This is a genomic window from Burkholderia aenigmatica, assembly GCF_902499175.1.
Classification (GTDB): domain Bacteria; phylum Pseudomonadota; class Gammaproteobacteria; order Burkholderiales; family Burkholderiaceae; genus Burkholderia; species Burkholderia aenigmatica.
Genome location: NZ_CABVQC010000061.1, coordinates 19,980 through 38,545 on the forward strand (window position 1 = coordinate 19,980; position 18,566 = coordinate 38,545).

Genomic DNA, 18,566 nt, shown 5'->3' on the forward strand with positions numbered 1-18,566 from the left:
ACGCTACACTCCGTACGATCGTTTCATTCCCCGTATTCGCCGTATCGATGGAAATCGTCTTCACCGTCCTGATCCTGCTGCTGACCGTCGCGCTGTCCGGCGCCATCACGCGCATCCTGCCGTTCCAACTGCCGTTGCCGCTGATGCAGATCGCGTTCGGCGCGATGCTCGCATGGCCGAAGCTGAACCTGCACGTCACGTTCGATCCCGAAATCTTCATGCTGCTGTTCATTCCGCCGCTGCTGTTCGCGGACGGCTGGCGGATTCCGAAGCGCGAGCTGTACTTGCAGCGCCGCGCGATCCTGATGCTCGCATTCGGGCTCGTGTTCATGACGGTACTCGCAGTGGGCTACTTCGCGCACTGGCTGATACCCGAGTTGCCGCTGCCGATCGCGTTCGCGCTCGCGGCCGTGCTGTCGCCGACCGATGCGGTCGCGCTGTCCGGCATCGCCGGCCGTGGCCGGATCCCGCCGCAGCTGATGCACATCCTCGAAGGCGAGGCGCTGATGAACGACGCGTCGGGCCTCGTCGCGCTGAAATTCGCGATCGCGGCCGCGCTGACCGGCATGTTCTCGCTGCGCGACGCGTCGATCACGTTCGTGATCGTCGCCGCGGGCGGGCTCGCGACGGGCGCGATCGTGTCGTGGGCGTTCAGCGCGCTGTCGACGCGCTTCCTGAACGCCGAGCAGGAAGGCGATCCGGCCCCCGGTATCGTGATGACGCTGCTCGTGCCGTTCGCGGCCTACCTGTTCGCCGAGCACCTCGACCTGTCGGGCGTGCTGGCGGCCGTGTCGGCCGGGATGATGATGAATTACACGAGTTTCTCGCGCAAAAGCACCGTCGCGTCGCGCGTGCGCGCCGAAAGCACGTGGGCGATGATCGAGTTCGTGTTCAACGGCATGGTGTTCATCATGCTCGGGCTGCAGCTGCCGCACATCATCGGCCGCACGCTCGTCGACGCGCACCACACGAGCGACGCGCTCGTCGGCCGGATGATCTTCAACGTCTGCGCGATGATGCTCGCGCTGTATGCGATCCGCTTCCTGTGGGTCTGGCTGCTGCGCTGGTTCGCGAGCCGCCGCGCGGCGCGCCAGGGCCTCGCGGGCACGATGGCCGGCGTGCGCACGATCGCGGTGATGACGGTCGGCGGCGTGCGCGGCGCGGTCACGCTCGCGGGCGTGCTGTCGATTCCGGTCGCGCTGTCCGACGGCGTGCCGCTGCCGGGCCGCGACACGGCGATCTTCGTCGCGTCGGCCGTGATCCTCGGCTCGCTCGTCGTCGCGGTGATCGGCCTGCCGCTGCTGCTGCGCGGCGTGCGCTCGGCGCGCAGCCCGCTCGGCGACGAGGAACGCGCCGCGCGCGCGGCCGCCGCGCAGGCCGCGATCCGCGCGATCGACTCGTCGCACGACGCGATCTCGGTCGATCTCGACGAATCGGGCGCCGCACGCTGTGCCGACATCTCCGCACGCGTGATGGACCAGTACCGCCGCCGCCTCGCGACGCTCGCCGAGGACGGCCCCACGCCGCGCGCGGAAGCGAAGCAGGCCGAAACGATGGAACTGCAGATGCGGATCGCGGCCGTGCGCGCGGAACGCTCCGCGCTGTACCGGCTGCGCAGCGAAAGCAAGATTTCCGACGAGACGCTGACGAAGCTGCTCCGCGAGATCGACCTGTCGGAGACTGCGCTGTCGACGCGCAAGAAAGGCCTTCTCTAAAGGGCAAGCTGCCGCTTCGGCGCAGCAGCAGCCCCATAAAAAACGGCGACGCACCAGCGTCGCCGTTTTCACATCCGCCCTCGTTCGCGTTACTTCGCGACGACGACCGGAATCCCCTTCAGCATCCCCGCGCCCTTCATCTCGTCGAGCGCATGCTGCACGGCCGCGCTCGTCGCCGCTTCGATGCCGAGCTGCAGCGCGAGCTCGCGCTCCGCGCGCTTCACGCCGGCCAGGTTGCGCACCTTCACGTGACCGAAGCCGCGCACGCGTGCGTGCAGGTCGGCCAGTTGCGTGACCTGCGCCGCATTGCCGGCCGTCGTGGCGGCGAGCGCACGCGCGAGCGTCGTCTCGTAGTCGTCGGCCAGCGCACGCTCCATCCTGCGCTCGACGGTGCGGCCGAACGGATCTAGCCACGTGCCGCGCAGGCTGCGCACGCGCGCCAGCATGCCGAACACCGGCCACATCCACTGGCCGAACACGCGCTTCTTCGGCGCGCTGCCGTCGCGCCCGGCCTTCGCGACCGTGGGCGGCGCCAGGTTGAACTTCACGCGATACGTCTGCCCCGGTACGCCTTCGAACTGCGCTTCGAGCGCGGTGCGGAACGCGTCGTCCGTGTACAGCCGCGCGACCTCGTATTCATCCTTCACCGCGAGCAGCCGGTAGAACGTCGTCGCGACCGCGTGTGTCAGCGCATCGTCGCCCTTCGCGCGTGCCGCGCTGACGAGCGCACGGTAGCGTTCGACATAGCGCGCGCCGCCGTAGGCATCGAGACGCGCTTCGCGATCGGCGATCAGCTCGGCGAGCGTCTCCGGCGCTGCGTGAGTGGCCACCGCGTGACGCGCGTTCCACAACGCATCGAGGCCCGCTGCGTCGCCAGCCGCCATCCGGCCGATCGAGAACGCGAGCTTGTTCATCGGCACGGCGACGTTGTTCAGCTCGATCGCGCGCATCATCGCGGCGAGCGACACCGGCACGAGGCCGAGCTGCCACGCGTAACCGAGCATCAGGATGTTCGCGCCGATCGAATCGCCGAGGAACTTCGCGGCGAGCGCCTGCGCGTCGCAGCTCGACAGGTAGCCGTCGCCGGCCGCGTGATGCATCTTCTCGAGCAGCGCATCCGCATGCAGGTTCGCGTCGGGATTCTGCACGAACGACGCGTTCGGGATCCGGTGCGTGTTGACGACGATCCGCGAACGCTCGTGACGCACCGTCTGCAGCGCCTCCGCGCTCGCGCCGACGACCATGTCGCACGCAAGCAGCACGTCGGCCTGCTGCGTGTCGATGCGCACCTGGTTCAGCCACCGGTCGCTCGATGCGATCCGCACGAACGACAGCACCGAGCCGCCCTTCTGCGCGAAGCCCATGAAGTCGAGCACCGACGCGCTCTTGCCTTCGAGGTGCGCGGCCATGCTGATCAGCGCGCCGACCGTCACGACACCCGTGCCGCCGACACCCGTCACGAGCATGTCGAACGGCGCCGCGTCGAGATGCGTGGCCGGCACCGGCAGCGCATCGACGCGCACGGCGAGCGCCGCTTCGTCGAATGCGGCACCCGCGGCCTTCTTCAGCGCCGCGCCTTCGACCGTCACGAAGCTCGGGCAGAAGCCGTTCACGCACGAATAGTCCTTGTTGCACGACGACTGGTCGATGCGGCGCTTGCGGCCGAGCGGCGTTTCCAGCGGCTCGACCGACAGGCAGTTCGACTGCACGCCGCAATCGCCGCAGCCTTCGCACACCGCGTCGTTGATGAACAGGCGCTTGTCCGGGTCGGGGAATTCGCCCTTCTTGCGGCGGCGGCGCTTCTCGGCCGCGCAGGTCTGGTCGTAGATCAGCACGGTGACGCCCGGCGTCTCGCGCAGCTCGCGCTGCACGGTGTCGAGCTCGCTGCGGTGATGGAACGTCGTGCCCGGCGGGAACTGGCCGTGATGGCCGTCGTACTTCTCCGGTTCGTCGGACACGACGACGAAGCGCGACACGCCTTCCGCCTCGACCTGCCGCGCGATCTGCGGCACCGAGATGCTGCCGTCGACCGGCTGGCCGCCCGTCATCGCGACCGCGTCGTTGTAGAGGATCTTGTACGTGATGTTCGCTTTCGCGGCGACCGCCTGGCGGATCGCGAGGATGCCCGAGTGGAAGTAGGTGCCGTCGCCGAGGTTCTGGAACACGTGCTTCGTGTTGGTGAACATCGCATGCGCGGCCCAGTCGACGCCTTCGCCGCCCATCTGGATCAGCCCGGTCGTGTCGCGTTCCATCCATGACGCCATGAAATGGCAGCCGATGCCGGCCTGCGCGATCGAGCCTTCCGGGACCTTCGTCGACGTGTTGTGCGGGCAGCCCGAGCAGAAGTACGGCGTGCGCTTCACCGCGTCCGCCTCGTTCGACAGGATCTGCGGCGCGACGAGATCGACGACGCGCTCGCGGCGGTCGAGCGCCGGCTTGTGGCGCGCGAGCCAGTCGGCGAACACCGGCAGGATCCGCGACGGGCGCAGCTCGCCGAGCTCGGACAGCAGGCAGCCGCCGGCGGCGTCGTGCTTGCCGAGCACGCGCGGGCGTGCGCCTTCCGTGCGGTTGTACAGGTAGTCCTTGATCTGCTGCTCGATGACGGGGCCCTTCTCCTCGATCACGAGCACTTCTGAAAGCCCGTCGACGAAGGTTTCGAGCCGCGTCATTTCAAGCGGATACGACAGGCCGACCTTGTAGATCCGCACGCCGGCCGCGTCGAGGTCGGCCACCGTCAGGTCGAGGCGGCGCAGCGCTTCCATCAGGTCGAGGTGCGCCTTGCCGCAGGTCACGATGCCGACGTTCGCCTGCGCGCTCGGCGCGATCCACTTGTCGATGCTGTTGGTGCGCGCGAAATGGCGCACCGCGTCGAGCTTCGCGGCGAGGCGCGCCTCGATCGTGAGGCTCGGCAGGTCGGGCCAGCGGTTGTGCAGGCCGCCCGCCGGCGGCGTGAAGCCTTCCGGTGCCGGCCACTGCGTCTGCAGCGCGTCGAGGTCGACGGTCGAACCCGATTCGACCGTTTCCGAGATCGCCTTGAAGCCGACCCACGTGCCCGAGTAGCGCGACAGCGCCCAGCCGTACAGGCCGAATTCGAGCATGTCGGCGATGTTCGCCGGGTTCACGACCGGCATGTGCCACGCGATCATCGCGAAGTCGCTCTGGTGCGGCATCGACGACGACACGCAGCCGTGGTCGTCGCCCGCGACGACGAGCACGCCGCCATGCGGCGACGAACCGTACGCGTTGCCGTGCTTCAGCGCGTCGCCCGCGCGATCGACGCCCGGGCCCTTGCCGTACCACATCGCATACACGCCCTCGACCGTGCGCTCGGGATCGGCCTCGACGCGCTGCGTGCCGAGCACGGCCGTGCCGCCGAGTTCCTCGTTGATCGCGGGCAGGAAGCGCACGCCGCCGGCGTCGAGCAGTTTCTTCGCCTTCCACAGCTGCTGGTCGACCATGCCGAGCGGCGAACCGCGATAGCCGCTCACGAAGCCGGCGGTGTTGAGCCCCTGTTCGGCGTCGACCGTGCGCTGCATCAGCAGCAGGCGAACCAGCGCCTGCGTGCCGGTCAGGAAGATCCGGCCGCGCGTCGCGGTCAGGTTGTCGGTCAGGCGGTAGTCGGACAGGGCAGGCGTGCCGTCGACGGGCAAGCGGGCAGTCATGGGGGATGTCTCCGGATTGTGCTGTTCTGGGCTGCTCGGCAAGGCGTCAGGCGACGCTTGGGGGCCGGCAGCGAATGGCTCTATTTTTTCGCGCGGCGCCGAGAATGTTTTTTCTCATCTTGCTCGGACGGGGCCGGGGCGAGAAAAACTACGCAGGTTTTGGGGTGGTTTTGAGAGAGTTCTCGCGCTGCGCGGAATGAGTGGGGGTGTGCGGAGGTTGCGTGGCTGCGTGGGGGAAGCCGCGCGTTGGTGGAGGGTGTGGCGGGATGCCGGGGCGTCGCCCGCGGGGCGGCGAAGGGCGTCTGAGCCTTTTCTGACGGGGATTTGAGCGGATCGAGGCGGCATCCTCACCGTTCGATTGCACAGCGTTTCGAGTGGCGTGGGGAGCGGATGTCCACAACGGAATCGGGCTGGCACGTCGCTGGTCGGAACGTCCTGCTCCCCGTTCGGATGCGCGGGGCTTCGTGCCCACTTTCGAGTGGATTCTGCTTCAGCCCGGTGCGGGTACTCATCGCCGGGATGCACAGGGGTTCGAGTGGTCGCATGGGCGGGATATCCACATCGAAGCCGGCACGCGTTGCAGTTTCGGGCTGACACTCACCGTTGAATGACACAGGCGCGCGAGTGGTTGCGAGGCCTGGATATCCACATCGCAACCGGCGCGCGTTTCGACGCCGAGCCGACCATCACGGTGGAAATACACGGGCACTCGCGTGGTCGCCGAGGCCGGATATTCACCACATGACCGGCGCGGTTTCCGGCGTACGGACTCGCGCTTCTCCTCGACATGCACCGGCGTCGAATGGGCTCGGAGGTTGAACCGGCACCCTGATATTCACGCTGGAATGCGCGTTTCGGCCGATCGATCACCGACACTCACCCTCGAAATGCACAGCCCTTCGAGTCGTTTCGGGGGCGGGATATCCACACGGGAACGAGCACCGTATTCGATCACGCGCTCGCACTCACCGTCGAAATACACAGCGTTTCAAGTCTCTTCGGAGGGGAGATATCCACACCGCCTGCACCCGTTGCCCATTTACGAAGGCGCTCACGCTCACCGTTGCTGGGCGGCGTTTCGAGTCACATGCGATCAGGGCTTGAAGCCGCGTGATGTGGAAAACGTTCTGGCGAGTCGCTGTCCGTCGCTCAAAAAGCCGTGCCGCGCGTAGAAGCGGTGGGCATCCGGCCGGTGGTCGCCACTCGTCACTTCCAGCTTCACGCATCCGGCCGCGTCGAACCACCGCTCTGCAGCGGCCATCAGCGCACTGCCCACGCCGGACCCGCGATGGCGCTCATCGACGACCAGGCTGGTGATGCGTCCGAGGTAGCCTGCCGCGTGGAAAAGCGGCAGCGCGTGGAGACTGATGCTGCCGACGACCTCGCGTTGCACGACCGCCACGACGATCGCGTCCGTCGGACTCGGAAGCAACGCTTCGATCTTCGCGAGGATCAGCGACGGCGTAGCGTCGTAGCCGAGCTGGCTCAACAGTGCGGCAATGGCTGCGTGATCGGACGGCTGCGCGTCCCGGATCGCGAGGTTCGACGACGTGATCAAGTCCGGCGCTCCCGAGGGAAAAATGTTCGTCGTTGCCGAGCGTTATCGCTCCGGGTATCCGCACCGCCAACGGCCGCCCCAGGCCGCCGGCCCGGACGGGCACCCACGCTCACCGTTGAAATGCACAGCGGTTCGAGTCCCTTCCAGGGCGAGATATCCACACCTCGGCGGGTACCTCGTTCGATCGGGCATGCACCCTCACCTTCGAAATGCACAGTGCTTCGAGTCCTTTCCAGGGAGGATATCCACACCTTGGCGAACGCGTCGTTCGATGCCGCACTCACTTTCGAAATGCTCGGCACTTCGGGTCCCGACCCAAGCAGGATATTCGCACCTTCGCGAATCCCCCAGCCGATCCCGCGATCGCCACCACCTCGAAATACACGACGCTTCGCATCTCTTCAAACGCAGAATATCCACACCGCTGCGAGCGCCGCGGCCGCCCCGCCGATCACACTCACCATCGAAATGCACAGCGCTTCGAGTCCATTCCAGGGAGGATATCCACACCTTGGCGAACGCGTCGTTCGATGCCGCACTCACTTTCGAAATTCTCGGCACATCGGGTCCCGACCAAGGCAGGATATTCACACCTTAGCGAATCCCCCAACCGATCTCGCGATCGCAACCACCTCGAAATACATGACGCTTCGCGTCTCTGCAAACGCAGAATATCCACACCGCGACAAGCGCCGCGGCCGCCCCGTCGATCACACTCACCATCGAAATGCACAGCACTTCGAGTCCATTCAAGGGCGAGATATCCACACCTCAGCGAACGCCTCGTTCGACTCGGCGCGCGTACCGCCCCTCGCCATCCACAGCATGCCGAGTCGCTTGCGGGGACCGGATACTACATCGAAACGGGCGCCCCGTTCACATCGATGGTCGACATTCACCTTCGAAAAAGCACGGTTTTTCGCGTCTTGCCGGGTATCGGATGCCCGCAACAAGGGCGGCGCATCCGACCGCGGTCAACGATCCTCATCGATGAGATACACAGCGTTTCACGTCGTTTGAACACGACAGGTACGCCGTGCGCGCGAAAAACCTCGCAACTGGCAGCGCGCCGCGCCCCGTTACGCTGATGCCGCTCAATGTCCGGCGCCGGTCATCCGTCGCAAGTCCGCCAGCCAGCTTTGACTCGTATCGAGCTGATCGCCGGGCGCGCTTTCCGTCCATACGATCACGCCGTTGATGGCTCGCCCTGCCTCGGACAGTTCACCGAGCCATTCCGCATCGCCCAGAAATCCGTTCGCCGTCTGTCCGGCCTTGTAAGGCGACACGTACGCATAAATCGGCAGCGATCGGTTGATGGCCCGGTCGTTTTCGACGACCGCCCGCAGATTCGTTCGCCACAGCGCATGGTTCGGCCAGCGCTGATACATCGTCGGTGCAAAGAAATCGAATCCGCCGGCCTGATAAAGCTGCGCGCGGATGTTGCGGAATTTCGGATTGAAATCGTAGTCGTACATGCCGAGCCGGGCATTCGGATAGGCCGCTCGCGTCCAGGCGATGAACTTCTGGAACAGTGCCACCTCGTTCTCGGCCTGCGCCTCCGATCGCGCCGAATCGATCACGATCTTCTCGAAATCGAACGCGATGAATTCGTTCGATCTGAATTGCGACACATAGCCGGCCAGCACCTTCTTGAACTGGCCCTCGGTCGGTACGTGATAGCAGCGGGTTGCATCGCACGACAGCCCCCAGACGTCATAGATCGACGTGAAGGGCACCAGCCCCATCCCGTCGAGATCGGCGGCGTTCGCGTACCGGTTTCCATTGAAGGCGGTGAAGCCGTTGCCACGCGGGAATGCGACGACGGACGCTTTCGTCTGCGCAGCATTCGTCTCGTGAGCCAGCGGCTCGTTCGCGGTAACGGCCGCACAACCCGCCATCGCGATGGCAGTCGCTACCGACAGGCAGCGGGCAAGAAGCGTGCACTTCGACATGACGTTGGAACTCCGATCGTCCTGGGATCACTCGGCGGCTCACCGACTTCCTTTCGGACGGCGAGCGCCTGACATTGCTCGGCGGCGGCCGCGCCATCGCTGCGCATCTGCCGCTGCTTCATCCTGCGCATGCGCCCGTGTTCGGCGCTCGGTTTGCGAGGCATCGAATTCTCGCGGCAATCAGGATCGGTATGCAAGCAGTTCGCACGGCCGCGCTCGCCTGCGCGTCCGAACCGCTCGCCCTGCCCTCACCGTTCCAATCCACAGCATTTCGGGTTGCTTTGCGCGACGGTTTTCCACAACCTGCCGCGTCTTCGACGTCGGGCACACGGGTGATATTCCACCCGGCAAAGCCGCATGGCGGAGCACGGGCGCTCGCGCCGGGATACCGGCCGGCCCGGCGGATCGCCCGCCCGGCACGTCATTAACCCGCGTCAGCCGCATCAACCCCGCATTCACAGTATTTATGACTAGTTAACATATGACTAGTTATAGATTTCTGCCATCGACTACTCCTGTCCGAACCGTTCCCGCTCGGGTACGCTTGAACATCGATCGACACGGCACCCACCCTCTAAGCGGAGGCGCAATGAAGCTCTACTACTGGCCGAAGACCCGGGCGTTCCGGGCGTTGTGGATGCTCGAGGAACTCGGTGTCGTCTACGAGCTCGTGCCGATCGACCTGCGCTCGCACGAACAGGGGAGCGACGCGTTCATCCAGGTCAATCCGATGGCCAAGCTGCCCGCGCTCGACGACGGCAACGCGCCGTTCGCCGAATCGGGTGCCGTGCTGCTCTATCTCGCCGACTGCTGCCCGGGCGCCGGGCTCGGCATCGCGCCCGACGATCCGCTGCGCGGCCGCTTCCTGCAGTGGATGTTCTTCACGCCGACCTGCCTCGAACCGGCGATGGCCGAGAAATTCACGGGCGCGTCGGGCAATCCGGTTGCGTTCGGCTGGGGCAACATCACGCGTGTGCAGCGCGCGCTCGCGCAAGCGCTCGCCCATAGTCCGTGGCTTGTCGGCGAGCGCTTCACCGCGGCCGACCTGCTGCTCGCCAGCACGCTGAAGATCGCGTTCGACGCGCATCTGCTGCCGCATGAAGGCGTGCTGGGCGATTACGTCGCGCGTGCCGAGGACCGCGACGGGTTCCGCCGCGCGGCGGCGATCGAACAGCGCGAAGCGGCGCGCCTGCTGCATGCGTGACGCCCGCCGGCCGGCCTAGGGCCTGTTCACGCTAATAGCGGGCTTGCGCTGGCCTCGGCACGGTGGTCGCGGCTACCGCGCCCGGCGTGCCGCCTTCGTCGGTCTCGACGTCGACCGGCACCACCTCATGAAAATGCGTGTAGTCGATGTGCGTGATGCCGTCTTCTTCGTGCATCAGGTCGACATAGCGATGCCGCCAGCGGATCTCGGCGTGCTCCCACGAATGGCGCGCCTGCATCACCTGCGCGGTCGTCTCGTCCGAACCCTCGATCGTGATCAGCAACGACGCGTCGCGCGCCGCGAGCGACTCCGGCGTTTCGCCGAACAGCGGGCTCGATTCGTCGATCACGTGCATCAGGTTCCAGCCGAGCAGGAAGATCGGATGCTCGCTGCGCACCAGCGGCAGGTCGTGGATCTTGCGCAGCGTGTAGCCCTCGTGCGTGCCTTCGACGCGCATCAGCCGCAGCTTCGCCTGCGCCTCGGCGATCACGTTCTGGCGCGCGTTTGCCGCGCGCACCATCAGCGTCATCCGGCCGTTCAGCGGCCGCACGATCGCGTAGCGCGCGAACAGGATCTTCGCCTGCGGACGGGAGAAACGCGCGAACACGAGCCCGGTGGCCAACGCGATGCCCGACATCCCGATAAAGATCTCGAACGTCGCGACCAGGTGCGCATAGACGGTCTGCGGATGCATGTCGCCGTAACCGACGGTCGCGAGCGTCTCGACGCTGAAGAAGAAGGCACCGCCGAACCCGGCCGGCGACTGGTTCGCGATCGACGCATGGCCGAGCAGGTAGAGCATCGCGAAGCCGCCGTTGAGCAGCAGGAACAGCACCGCGAGCGACAGGAAGAAAACGGGCCAGCTCACCGTCAGCGCGCGGTGATAGAGGTCGCGCCAGCCGAGCGGCGGCATCCCGTAGGCGATCACCAGGCGCGTGCCCGACCAGATCTTGCGGCCACGGCCGCGGGAGGCTGAGGAGGACGAATCGACGTTCATCGCGCGGTGCCGAAAGCAGGAAGGCGATGAGCGTAGCACGCGCGACGGCGGCCGGGAATGCGGGCCGCTGCGCAACCCACGGCCCGCCGGCGACACACGAACATGCGCCGCGCACCGCCATGAAAAAAGCCGGCCGCATCAGCGGCCGGCTTCCCGTTGATCCTGCCGCGGCGCGCACGGTGCGCGCCGGCCTGTCACTTCCGGTCGACGATCACGCGATCGAACGTGCCGCCGTCCGCGAAGTGCGTCTTCTGCGCGTTCGCCCAGCTGCCGAAGACCTGCTCGACGCTGAACGTCTTCAGCGGCTTGAACTCGGCCGCATGCTTCTTCAGCACGTTCGCGTCGCGCGGGCGCAGATGATGCTGCGCGATGATCTCCTGCGCTTCCGGCGTGTACAGGTAGTCGAGATACGCCTGCGCAACCTTGCGCGTGCCTTTCTTGTCGACGACCTTGTCGACGACGGCGACCGGCGGCTCCGCGAGGATGCTCGCCGACGGATACACGGCGTCGAACTGCGCGCCCGATGCACCCGTGTCCATCAGTGCGACTTCGTTCTCGAACGTCACGAGTACGTCGCCGATGCCGCGCTGCGTGAACGTGGTCGTCGCCCCTCGGCCGCCCGAGTCGAGCACCGGCACGTTGCGGAAAATCGCCTTCTCGAAGTCGAGCGCCTGCTGGTCGGTCGCGCCCTTCTGCTTCTGGAAGCCCCACGCGGCGAGATACGCGTAGCGGCCGTTGCCCGACGTCTTCGGGTTCGCGATGATCACCTGGACACCCGGCTTCGCGAGATCGCTCCAGTCCTTGATCGCCTTCGGGTTGCCCTTGCGCACCAGGAACACCATCGTGGTCGAGTACGGCGAGCTGTTGTCCGGGAAACGTGCACGCCAGTCCTTCGGCAGCAACTGGCCGCGCTCGGCGAGCAGGTCGATGTCGTTCGGCTGGTTCATCGTCACGACGTCGGCCTGCAGCCCCTGCAGCACCGACAGCGCCTGCGCGCTCGACGCGCCGTGCGACTGCTTGATCGCCACCGTCTCGCCGGCCTTCTGCTTGTAGGCGGCCGCAAAGCTCGTGTTGATGTCCTTGTACAGCTCGCGCGTCACGTCGTACGACACGTTCAGGATCGACGTGTCCGCGTGCGCGGCCGTCGCCGCCACGACCAGCGCCGCCGCGGCGCCCGTGTGCAGCCAGCGGCCGATCCCCTTCATGCTTGCCATCGTGATATGCCCCGTTTCCAGTGGTGGTGAGTGTGCGTGACGGCACGCGTACGCGCTGTCATCGAAACGTAAGCGGGCATTCTAGCGGCCGGGCGCGACGCGCTTTCCAATCAGTCGTGGAAAGCAAATCTCGAATCCTGCTAAACGGCGGCGGACGCTCGCGCACGCATCGGATCCGGTGTTAAGATCGCCGCTCAGCCCACTTACGGTTCCTCCATGTCCGCTGCCCTGCGCTCGCTTTCGATCCTCGCCGCCGTCGCGGCAGGTACGCGCGCGGCCGGGCTGAAACTGAAAAAACGACTCCTCGACTGACGGGGACGTCGCGTCCCGTCAGGCGAATGCCGGACGGGATGCCCGCAGGTCGTTTCTTTCTCCTTGCACGCACGCCTCGCTCCGGCACTCCGCCGGCGGAACGGTTCCTTCCCACTCCGTTTCCACCATGAGGCTTTGCATGAACACACGTTTCGAAGGTATCTGGCTGCCGATCATTACGCCGTTCCACCACGGCGAGGTCGACCACGCCGCGCTCGCGCGGCTCGCGCGCCACTATGCGGCCGCGGGCATCGCGGGCTTCGTCGCAGGGGCGACGACCGGTGAGGGCGTGCTGCTCGACGCGCGCGAACAGGACGCGGTGTTCGCGACGCTGCGCGACGCGGCGCCCGGGCTGCCGATCGTCGTCGGGCTGACCGCAAGCGCGACGCACTTCGCGGCCGCCCGCGCGCGCGAACTCGCGGCACTGCGGCCCGACGGGCTGCTCGTCACGCCTCCCGTCTACGTGCGGCCGACGCAGGACGGCATCCGCCGCCACGTCGAGGCGATCGTCGAGGCGGCCGACCTGCCGGTGCTCGTCTACAACATCCCGTACCGCACCGGTGTGAACGTCGAACTGGAGACGCTGCAGGCGCTGGCGCAGGACCCGCGCGTCGCGGGCATCAAGGAATGCGGCGGCACGCTCGACCGGATGAGCCGGCTCGTGCACGACACGCCGCTCGCGATCCTGTCCGGCGACGACAACCAGAACTTCGCGGCGATGTGCGCCGGTGCGCACGGCGCGATCGCGAGCAGCGCGCACGTGCTGCCCGAATGGCATGTGCGCATCCACACGCTGCTGCGCGACGGTCGGCTCGCCGATGCGCGGCGCCTGTCGGTCGCGCTGCAGCCGCTCGTCGCGGCGCTGTTCGCGGAGCCGAACCCGGCGCCGGTGAAGGCTGTGCTGGCCGCGCAAGGGTGGTGCGAGGACGGGTTGCGGCTGCCGTTCGTGCCCGCGAGTGAAGGGTTGAGGGCGCGGCTGGCAGCCATTTGTGCGGAACTGGAAACGTCCACGCACGCTGTCGCGGCAGCGTAGCATTTCGCTTCCGAAACTGTTTCAGACTGTCAGGATTCGGGACGCACCATATTGCGCGAGGTGGCTGTCGGCCGTGACGAGCAACAGCGGTTCACACCACGCTTGCGCGACGAGCAACCGGTCGAACGGGTCGCCATGATGATGTGGCAGATGACGCACGGCAGCACCATGCGTAGCCCGGACCGGTAGCTCACGATACTTGCTCGTCTTGATCTCACCGACGAGCAAATCCACGTCGACATCCAGCTTTCCCTTCCCGGCTTTGATCGCCATTTCCCAGATGCTCGCGCTGCTGACGAACACGGCATCAGCGCAAGTGATCAGCCTGCGCGCACGCACGCTCAGTTTCGGATCGTCACCCCACATCCACAGAAAGATGAGCGTATCGACCAGCAACCGCATTACTTCCCTTCGAACTCGGCCAGCTCTTCGGCGGAAAGGGGTGCGTCGAAATCGTCGGCAATCCATATCTGCCCCTTGAGGGCGCCGAACCGATGGACGGGCTCAAGCGGCACCAGCCGGACCGACTGTTTGCCATCCTGCGCAATCACGACGCGTTCGCCGGCGATCGCGGCATCGAGCAGCCGCTGCAGATCGAGCGCGGCTTCGGGGACAGTGGCAACTTGCATGATGGGCTCCATTGAGTGATCCGCCATTGTCACGACATTCGCCCTGTTGCTCCAATAGGCCGAACGGCCGCCCGAAGCATGCCAGCCACTCGATATCACGCCGCCAGCGCCGCCCCCGCCCCCTCCGTCGCCTCCCGCACCGCCTGCTTCACGATCCGCGCGAGCCGATCGACGGTCGGCGTGGCCGACGACGTGCGCCGCAGCAGGATCAGCGGCAGGCTCGGCAGTGCCGGCAGCCCGCACGTCGCCGCATCGAGCACGCGCACCGATGCGGGCAGCCCGTAGTGCGAGCGCACCGTCAGCCCGAGGCCGGCCGCCGCCGCGGCCCATAGCCCGGCGAGGCTCGGCGTCGTGAACGCGACCCGCCACGGCACGCCTGCGCGGTCGAGCGCGCCGGTCGCCGCGCCGAAGAACCGGCATGGCCGGTCGAACACGACGAGCGGCAGCGGCTCACCCGGCGCGCGTATCGCACGGCCGCCCGTTTCGAGCGCGCCGCCTTCCGCACCCTCCTCCGCGGCACCGCCCGGCATGCCGAAGCCGCCCGCTCCCGCCGCCCCGACCCACTGCATCGGCACCTGCGCGATCGCCTCGCTGTCGATCCCCGTGCGCGCCACCAGCGCCGCCGACGCCGGATCGCCCCACACCAGCGCGAGATCGAGCTGGTTCGCGTCGAGCCGGTCGAGCAAATCGGCATTGCGCGCCACCCGCGCCTCGATCCGCACCTTCGGATGCGCGCGCGCGAACCGCCCGAGCACGTCGGGCAGGATCGCCTCGCCGAAATCCTCCTGCAGCCCGACGCGCACCCAGCCGTCGAGATTCGTGCCGCGCACCGCCGCGGCCGCCTCGTCGTTCAGCTCGATCATCCGCCGCGCATAGCGCAGCATCGCGTCGCCGGCGTCGGTCAGCGCCAGCCCGCGCCCGGCTTTCACGAACAGCGGCGTGCCGGCCTGCTCCTCGAGCTTGCGGATCTGCGCGCTCACCGCCGACGACGAGCGCGCGACGCGGTCGGCCGCCTTCGCAAAACTGCCGAGATCCACCCCCGCGACGAGGCTACGCAGCGCCGCCACGTCGAAGTTTGGCCGTGCCAGCGCGGCATCGGCCAGCGCGAGCGACTCGCCGCCGTCGCGCGGAATGTCTTGTCCGGGCATATCAACCATCCTGTTTCATCGAACGATTCATCAAGAACTTTCCGATTTTCAGGATGAATGTAGGTCGCCAGACTGTCGATGTCAATTTCCAACCGGGCCTGCCGTCATGGATACCTCGTACCTCGCCTCCCCCTCCTCGCCCGCCCGCGATGCACGTGGCCCGGCCCATCGCTGGCGCGTGCTGGCCGCCGGCGTCGCCGCGAACATGAGCTTTTCGGCCGCAGCGGCGGGCATTCCGACCACGGCGGTGTGGATGCGCACGGCCTATCACCTCGACAACGGCGCACTCGGCCTCGTGCTCGGCGCGCTCGGCTTCGGCGTCGCGCTGTCCGAGCTGCCGTGGGGGATGGCCGCCGATCGCTTCGGCGATCGCCGCGTGCTGCTCGCCGGGCTCGTCGCGACGGCCGCGATGTTCGCGCTGATGGTGTGCACGATCGTCCCGACCGCGCACGGGGTGCCGCCGCTGCTGCGCGTCGTCGCGGCGATGTGCTGCGTCGGCCTGCTCGGCGGCAGCGTGAACGGGTCGAGCGGGCGCGCGGTGATGCGCTGGTTCGGCGAGCGCGAACGCGGGCTCGCGATGAGCATCCGCCAGACGGCCGTGCCGCTCGGCGGCGGGATCGGCGCAGCGCTGCTGCCGTCGCTCGCGTCGCACCTGGGCTTTGCCGCGGTATTCGGCACGCTGATGCTGCTGTGCGCGGGATCGGCGGCGCTGACCTGGCGCTGGCTGCACGAGCCGCCCGCCGCACCGGTCACCATGGACGCCGCTGCGACACGCGCGGCGGAACAGCCGCATCGCGCAGCCCCGCGCACCCGCGGCCCGCTGACGAGCGGCCCCGTGTGGCGCATCGTGCTCGGCATCGGCACGCTGTGCGCACCGCAGTTCGCGGTGCTCACGTTCGCGACGGTGTTCCTGCACGACTTCGGCCGGCTCGGCCTCGCCGGCATCAGCGCGGCGATGGTCGTGCTGCAGCTCGGCGCGATGGTGACGCGCGTCTGGAGCGGCCGCCATACCGACCGGCACGGAAACCGGCGCGCGTACCTGCGCCGTTCGGTGCTCGTCGCGGCCGGGTCGTTCGCGCTGCTTGCGGCCGCGACGGCAGGCAGCCCGCAAGTCCCCGTCGCCGCGATCGTCGCGATTCTCGTGTTCGCCGGCATCTGCGTGTCGGCGTGGCACGGCGTCGCGTACACGGAGCTCGCGACGCTGGCGGGCGCGAACCACGCGGGCACCGCGCTCGGGATGGCAAACACGATCTGCTACCTCGGACTGTTCGCCACGCCGCTCGCGATTCCACCGCTGCTCGCCGTCAGTTCGTGGAGCGTCGTGTGGCTCACGGCCGCGCTGGTCGCCGCCGCGACCTATCCGCTGTTCGCCGCGCGATAGCGGCCGTGCGATGCCCGCGGGCATCGCGGCACCCGCCGCGACACCCACGCTTGCATCAGGCCCCTTCGCGCGCCAACGCACGTCGCGCGGCCGGCCGTTCGGCCTCGCGCTGCGCATGGGCAGTCCACGCGGGATGCCGCGTCATGTCGAGCCCGATCGCGACACCCCAGCGATACAGCACGAACAGGAACGGATCGACGATCGAATGTGCGCCTGGCTCGGCCCATGGGCGGCCGTCTGCGAGCGCGGCTTCGATCGTTGCATTCGCGGCTTCGATCGTGTCTCGACCGTGCGCACTGACCTCGCCGTGCAGGGCCGGATCGCCGATGAAGCGACCCGGCCGCCACAGCGCGCCGTAGCCGACGCCATGCACCCAGCCGACCAGCCAGGCGAGCCATTCGTGACACCGTGCCTCGCGCAACGGGTCGCCGAGCGGCAGCAATTGCGCGTCCGGATAACGGCGCGCGAGATACGTGAGGATCGCCGGCGTTTCGGTCAGCACGCGCGGCTCGCCTGGAATCGCGAGCACCGGCACGCGCGCCTTCGCGTTGATCGCGAGATAGCGCGCTTCGAGGTTCTGCTGCTTCTGCACGGAGACGATCTCGACGTCGAACGGCGCGCCGGTTTCCTCCAGTGCGATGTGGGCGGCAAGCGAGCAGGCGCCTGGCGACAGATAGAGACGATATGCGTTCATGGTGGTGTGGCCCGACGGGGCTGTGGAAGACGGAACCGAGTGTAGGAACGCGTGCACGTGCGCCGCAAACGATGAATTGTCGTGCTCGGACATTAGTGTTACTAATACCCGCATGCGACGCATCCACCTTCCTCCGCTGCAGACGCTGCGCGCGTTCGAGACTGCCGTGCGGCTGCAGAGCTTCACGCGCGCGGCCGACGAACTTGCGCTCACGCAAGGTGCCGTCAGCCAGCACATCCGCGCGCTCGAGGCGCAGCTCGGCTACCCGCTCTTCACGCGCGAACGCAACGGCGCGACGCCGACGCACGCCGCGCACGCGCTCGCACTGCAGGTGCGCCAGGGCCTCAGCGTGCTGGAACGCGCATTCGAGCCGGCACTCGCCACGCGCAGCCGCCCGCGCACCGGCGACGTCACGCTGAACGTCAGCGTGCTGCCGAGCGTCGCCGAGCGCTGGCTCGCCCCGCGCCTGCCGCGCTTTTCGGCCGCGCATCCGCACATCGCGATCGTGCTGCACCCGGACGTGGCACTCGCGCCGCTGCGCAAGCGCGACCGCATCGACGTCGCGCTGCGCTACGGGCCCGGCACGTGGCCGGGCGTCGTCGCCGAGAAGCTGATGAACGAGACGATCTTTCCGGTCGCGAGCCCCGCGTACCGCAATCGCGACGGCGTCGCGCCGCGCGCGCCGGCGGATCTCGTGCGCGCGACGCTGCTGCGCCATCCCGCCCAGCCGTGGGAACCGTGGCTCCAGGCCGCGCGGCTCGGCCTCACCGAATCCGCGCGCGCGCCGCGCTTCACCGATGCGAATGCGCTGATCGACGCGACGCTGAAAGGACGCGGCGTCGCACTCGCGCGCCGCTCACTGATCGAGCCCGAACTCGCGGACGGCACGCTCGTGCGCGTGTCGACGGTGCGCGTGACCGACGTGTACGCGCACTACGTCGTGTGGCGCCCCGGCCATCCGCACGAAGCGGCGATCCGCACCTGGCTCGACTGGCTGCGCAGCGAGGTGCGGCGACGCACGCCGCGGCGCTGACGCAACGCGATCGGCTGCACACGTTCATCATGAA

The 18,566-nt window shown here is 67.6% G+C and carries 14 protein-coding genes; 5 read left to right on the top strand and 9 right to left on the bottom strand.

Translation table 11 applies throughout. From position 1 onward, the window contains the following. Positions 1 to 47 precede the first annotated feature (47 nt). On the top strand, positions 48 to 1,715 hold the full coding sequence (locus BDO18943_RS32350; RefSeq protein WP_175025488.1) for a Na+/H+ antiporter: 1,668 nt from the start codon (positions 48 to 50) through the stop codon (positions 1,713 to 1,715). 89 nt (positions 1,716 to 1,804) lie between these two features. Here BDO18943_RS32350 and BDO18943_RS32355 read toward each other — a convergent pair whose 3' ends face one another. The 3 genes from BDO18943_RS32355 to BDO18943_RS32365 all read right to left on the bottom strand — a co-directional run bounded on the left by BDO18943_RS32355 (position 1,805) and on the right by BDO18943_RS32365 (position 8,887). After that, on the bottom strand, positions 1,805 to 5,377 hold the full coding sequence (locus BDO18943_RS32355) for an indolepyruvate ferredoxin oxidoreductase family protein (protein WP_175025489.1): 3,573 nt from the start codon (positions 5,375 to 5,377) through the stop codon (positions 1,805 to 1,807). 1,093 nt (positions 5,378 to 6,470) lie between these two features. Beyond that, entirely contained in the window at positions 6,471 to 6,935 is a 465-nt protein-coding gene (locus BDO18943_RS32360) for a GNAT family N-acetyltransferase (protein WP_235996247.1), read from the bottom strand. Positions 6,936 to 8,029: 1,094 nt separating this feature from the next. Next, a complete protein-coding gene (locus BDO18943_RS32365; RefSeq protein ID WP_175025490.1) occupies positions 8,030 to 8,887 on the bottom strand; it encodes a hypothetical protein in 858 nt (285 codons plus the stop codon). 589 nt (positions 8,888 to 9,476) lie between these two features. On the opposite strand from BDO18943_RS32365, the gene BDO18943_RS32370 reads away from it, so the two are divergent. Then, positions 9,477 to 10,091, top strand: coding sequence for a glutathione S-transferase family protein (locus BDO18943_RS32370; protein ID WP_043187053.1), 615 nt, complete (start codon positions 9,477 to 9,479; stop codon positions 10,089 to 10,091). A 31-nt stretch (positions 10,092 to 10,122) separates the two neighbouring features. Here the strand turns inward: BDO18943_RS32370 and BDO18943_RS32375 are convergent, their stop codons facing one another. Beyond that, positions 10,123 to 11,088 (bottom strand): ion channel, encoded by a 966-nt coding sequence (locus BDO18943_RS32375; RefSeq protein WP_175025491.1) that lies wholly within the window; start codon positions 11,086 to 11,088, stop codon positions 10,123 to 10,125. Positions 11,089 to 11,282: 194 nt separating this feature from the next. Further along, positions 11,283 to 12,302 (bottom strand): sulfate ABC transporter substrate-binding protein, encoded by a 1,020-nt coding sequence (locus BDO18943_RS32380; RefSeq protein WP_175025492.1) that lies wholly within the window; start codon positions 12,300 to 12,302, stop codon positions 11,283 to 11,285. 451 nt (positions 12,303 to 12,753) lie between these two features. Between BDO18943_RS32380 and dapA the strand changes: the two genes are divergently transcribed. Beyond that, positions 12,754 to 13,647: a 4-hydroxy-tetrahydrodipicolinate synthase gene (gene dapA / locus BDO18943_RS32385; RefSeq protein WP_175025493.1), complete on the top strand. Its 894-nt coding sequence runs from the start codon at positions 12,754 to 12,756 to the stop codon at positions 13,645 to 13,647. A 21-nt stretch (positions 13,648 to 13,668) separates the two neighbouring features. Here the strand turns inward: dapA and BDO18943_RS32390 are convergent, their stop codons facing one another. The 3 genes from BDO18943_RS32390 to BDO18943_RS32400 form a co-directional block, all read right to left on the bottom strand. Next, the gene (locus tag BDO18943_RS32390) at positions 13,669 to 14,049 is read right to left on the bottom strand and encodes a type II toxin-antitoxin system VapC family toxin (protein WP_175025494.1); all 381 of its coding nucleotides are present in this window, start codon (positions 14,047 to 14,049) and stop codon (positions 13,669 to 13,671) included. Next, entirely contained in the window at positions 14,049 to 14,288 is a 240-nt protein-coding gene (locus BDO18943_RS32395; protein ID WP_175025495.1) for a type II toxin-antitoxin system Phd/YefM family antitoxin, read from the bottom strand. The genes BDO18943_RS32390 and BDO18943_RS32395 overlap by 1 nt, the downstream gene beginning before the upstream one ends. A gap of 83 nt (positions 14,289 to 14,371) precedes the next feature. Then, positions 14,372 to 15,424 carry a LysR substrate-binding domain-containing protein gene (locus tag BDO18943_RS32400; RefSeq protein WP_175025496.1) on the bottom strand — a complete coding sequence of 351 codons (1,053 nt, stop codon included), beginning with the start codon at positions 15,422 to 15,424 and terminating at the stop codon, positions 14,372 to 14,374. A gap of 106 nt (positions 15,425 to 15,530) precedes the next feature. Between BDO18943_RS32400 and BDO18943_RS32405 the strand changes: the two genes are divergently transcribed. Next, positions 15,531 to 16,805 (top strand): MFS transporter, encoded by a 1,275-nt coding sequence (locus tag BDO18943_RS32405; RefSeq protein ID WP_175025497.1) that lies wholly within the window; start codon positions 15,531 to 15,533, stop codon positions 16,803 to 16,805. A gap of 55 nt (positions 16,806 to 16,860) precedes the next feature. Here BDO18943_RS32405 and BDO18943_RS32410 read toward each other — a convergent pair whose 3' ends face one another. Then, positions 16,861 to 17,499, bottom strand: a complete 639-nt coding sequence (locus BDO18943_RS32410) for a glutathione S-transferase family protein (RefSeq protein WP_175025498.1) — start codon at positions 17,497 to 17,499, stop codon at positions 16,861 to 16,863. A gap of 112 nt (positions 17,500 to 17,611) precedes the next feature. On the opposite strand from BDO18943_RS32410, the gene BDO18943_RS32415 reads away from it, so the two are divergent. Continuing rightward, positions 17,612 to 18,532, top strand: a complete 921-nt coding sequence (locus BDO18943_RS32415) for a LysR substrate-binding domain-containing protein (RefSeq protein WP_175025499.1) — start codon at positions 17,612 to 17,614, stop codon at positions 18,530 to 18,532. Positions 18,533 to 18,566 lie beyond the last annotated feature (34 nt).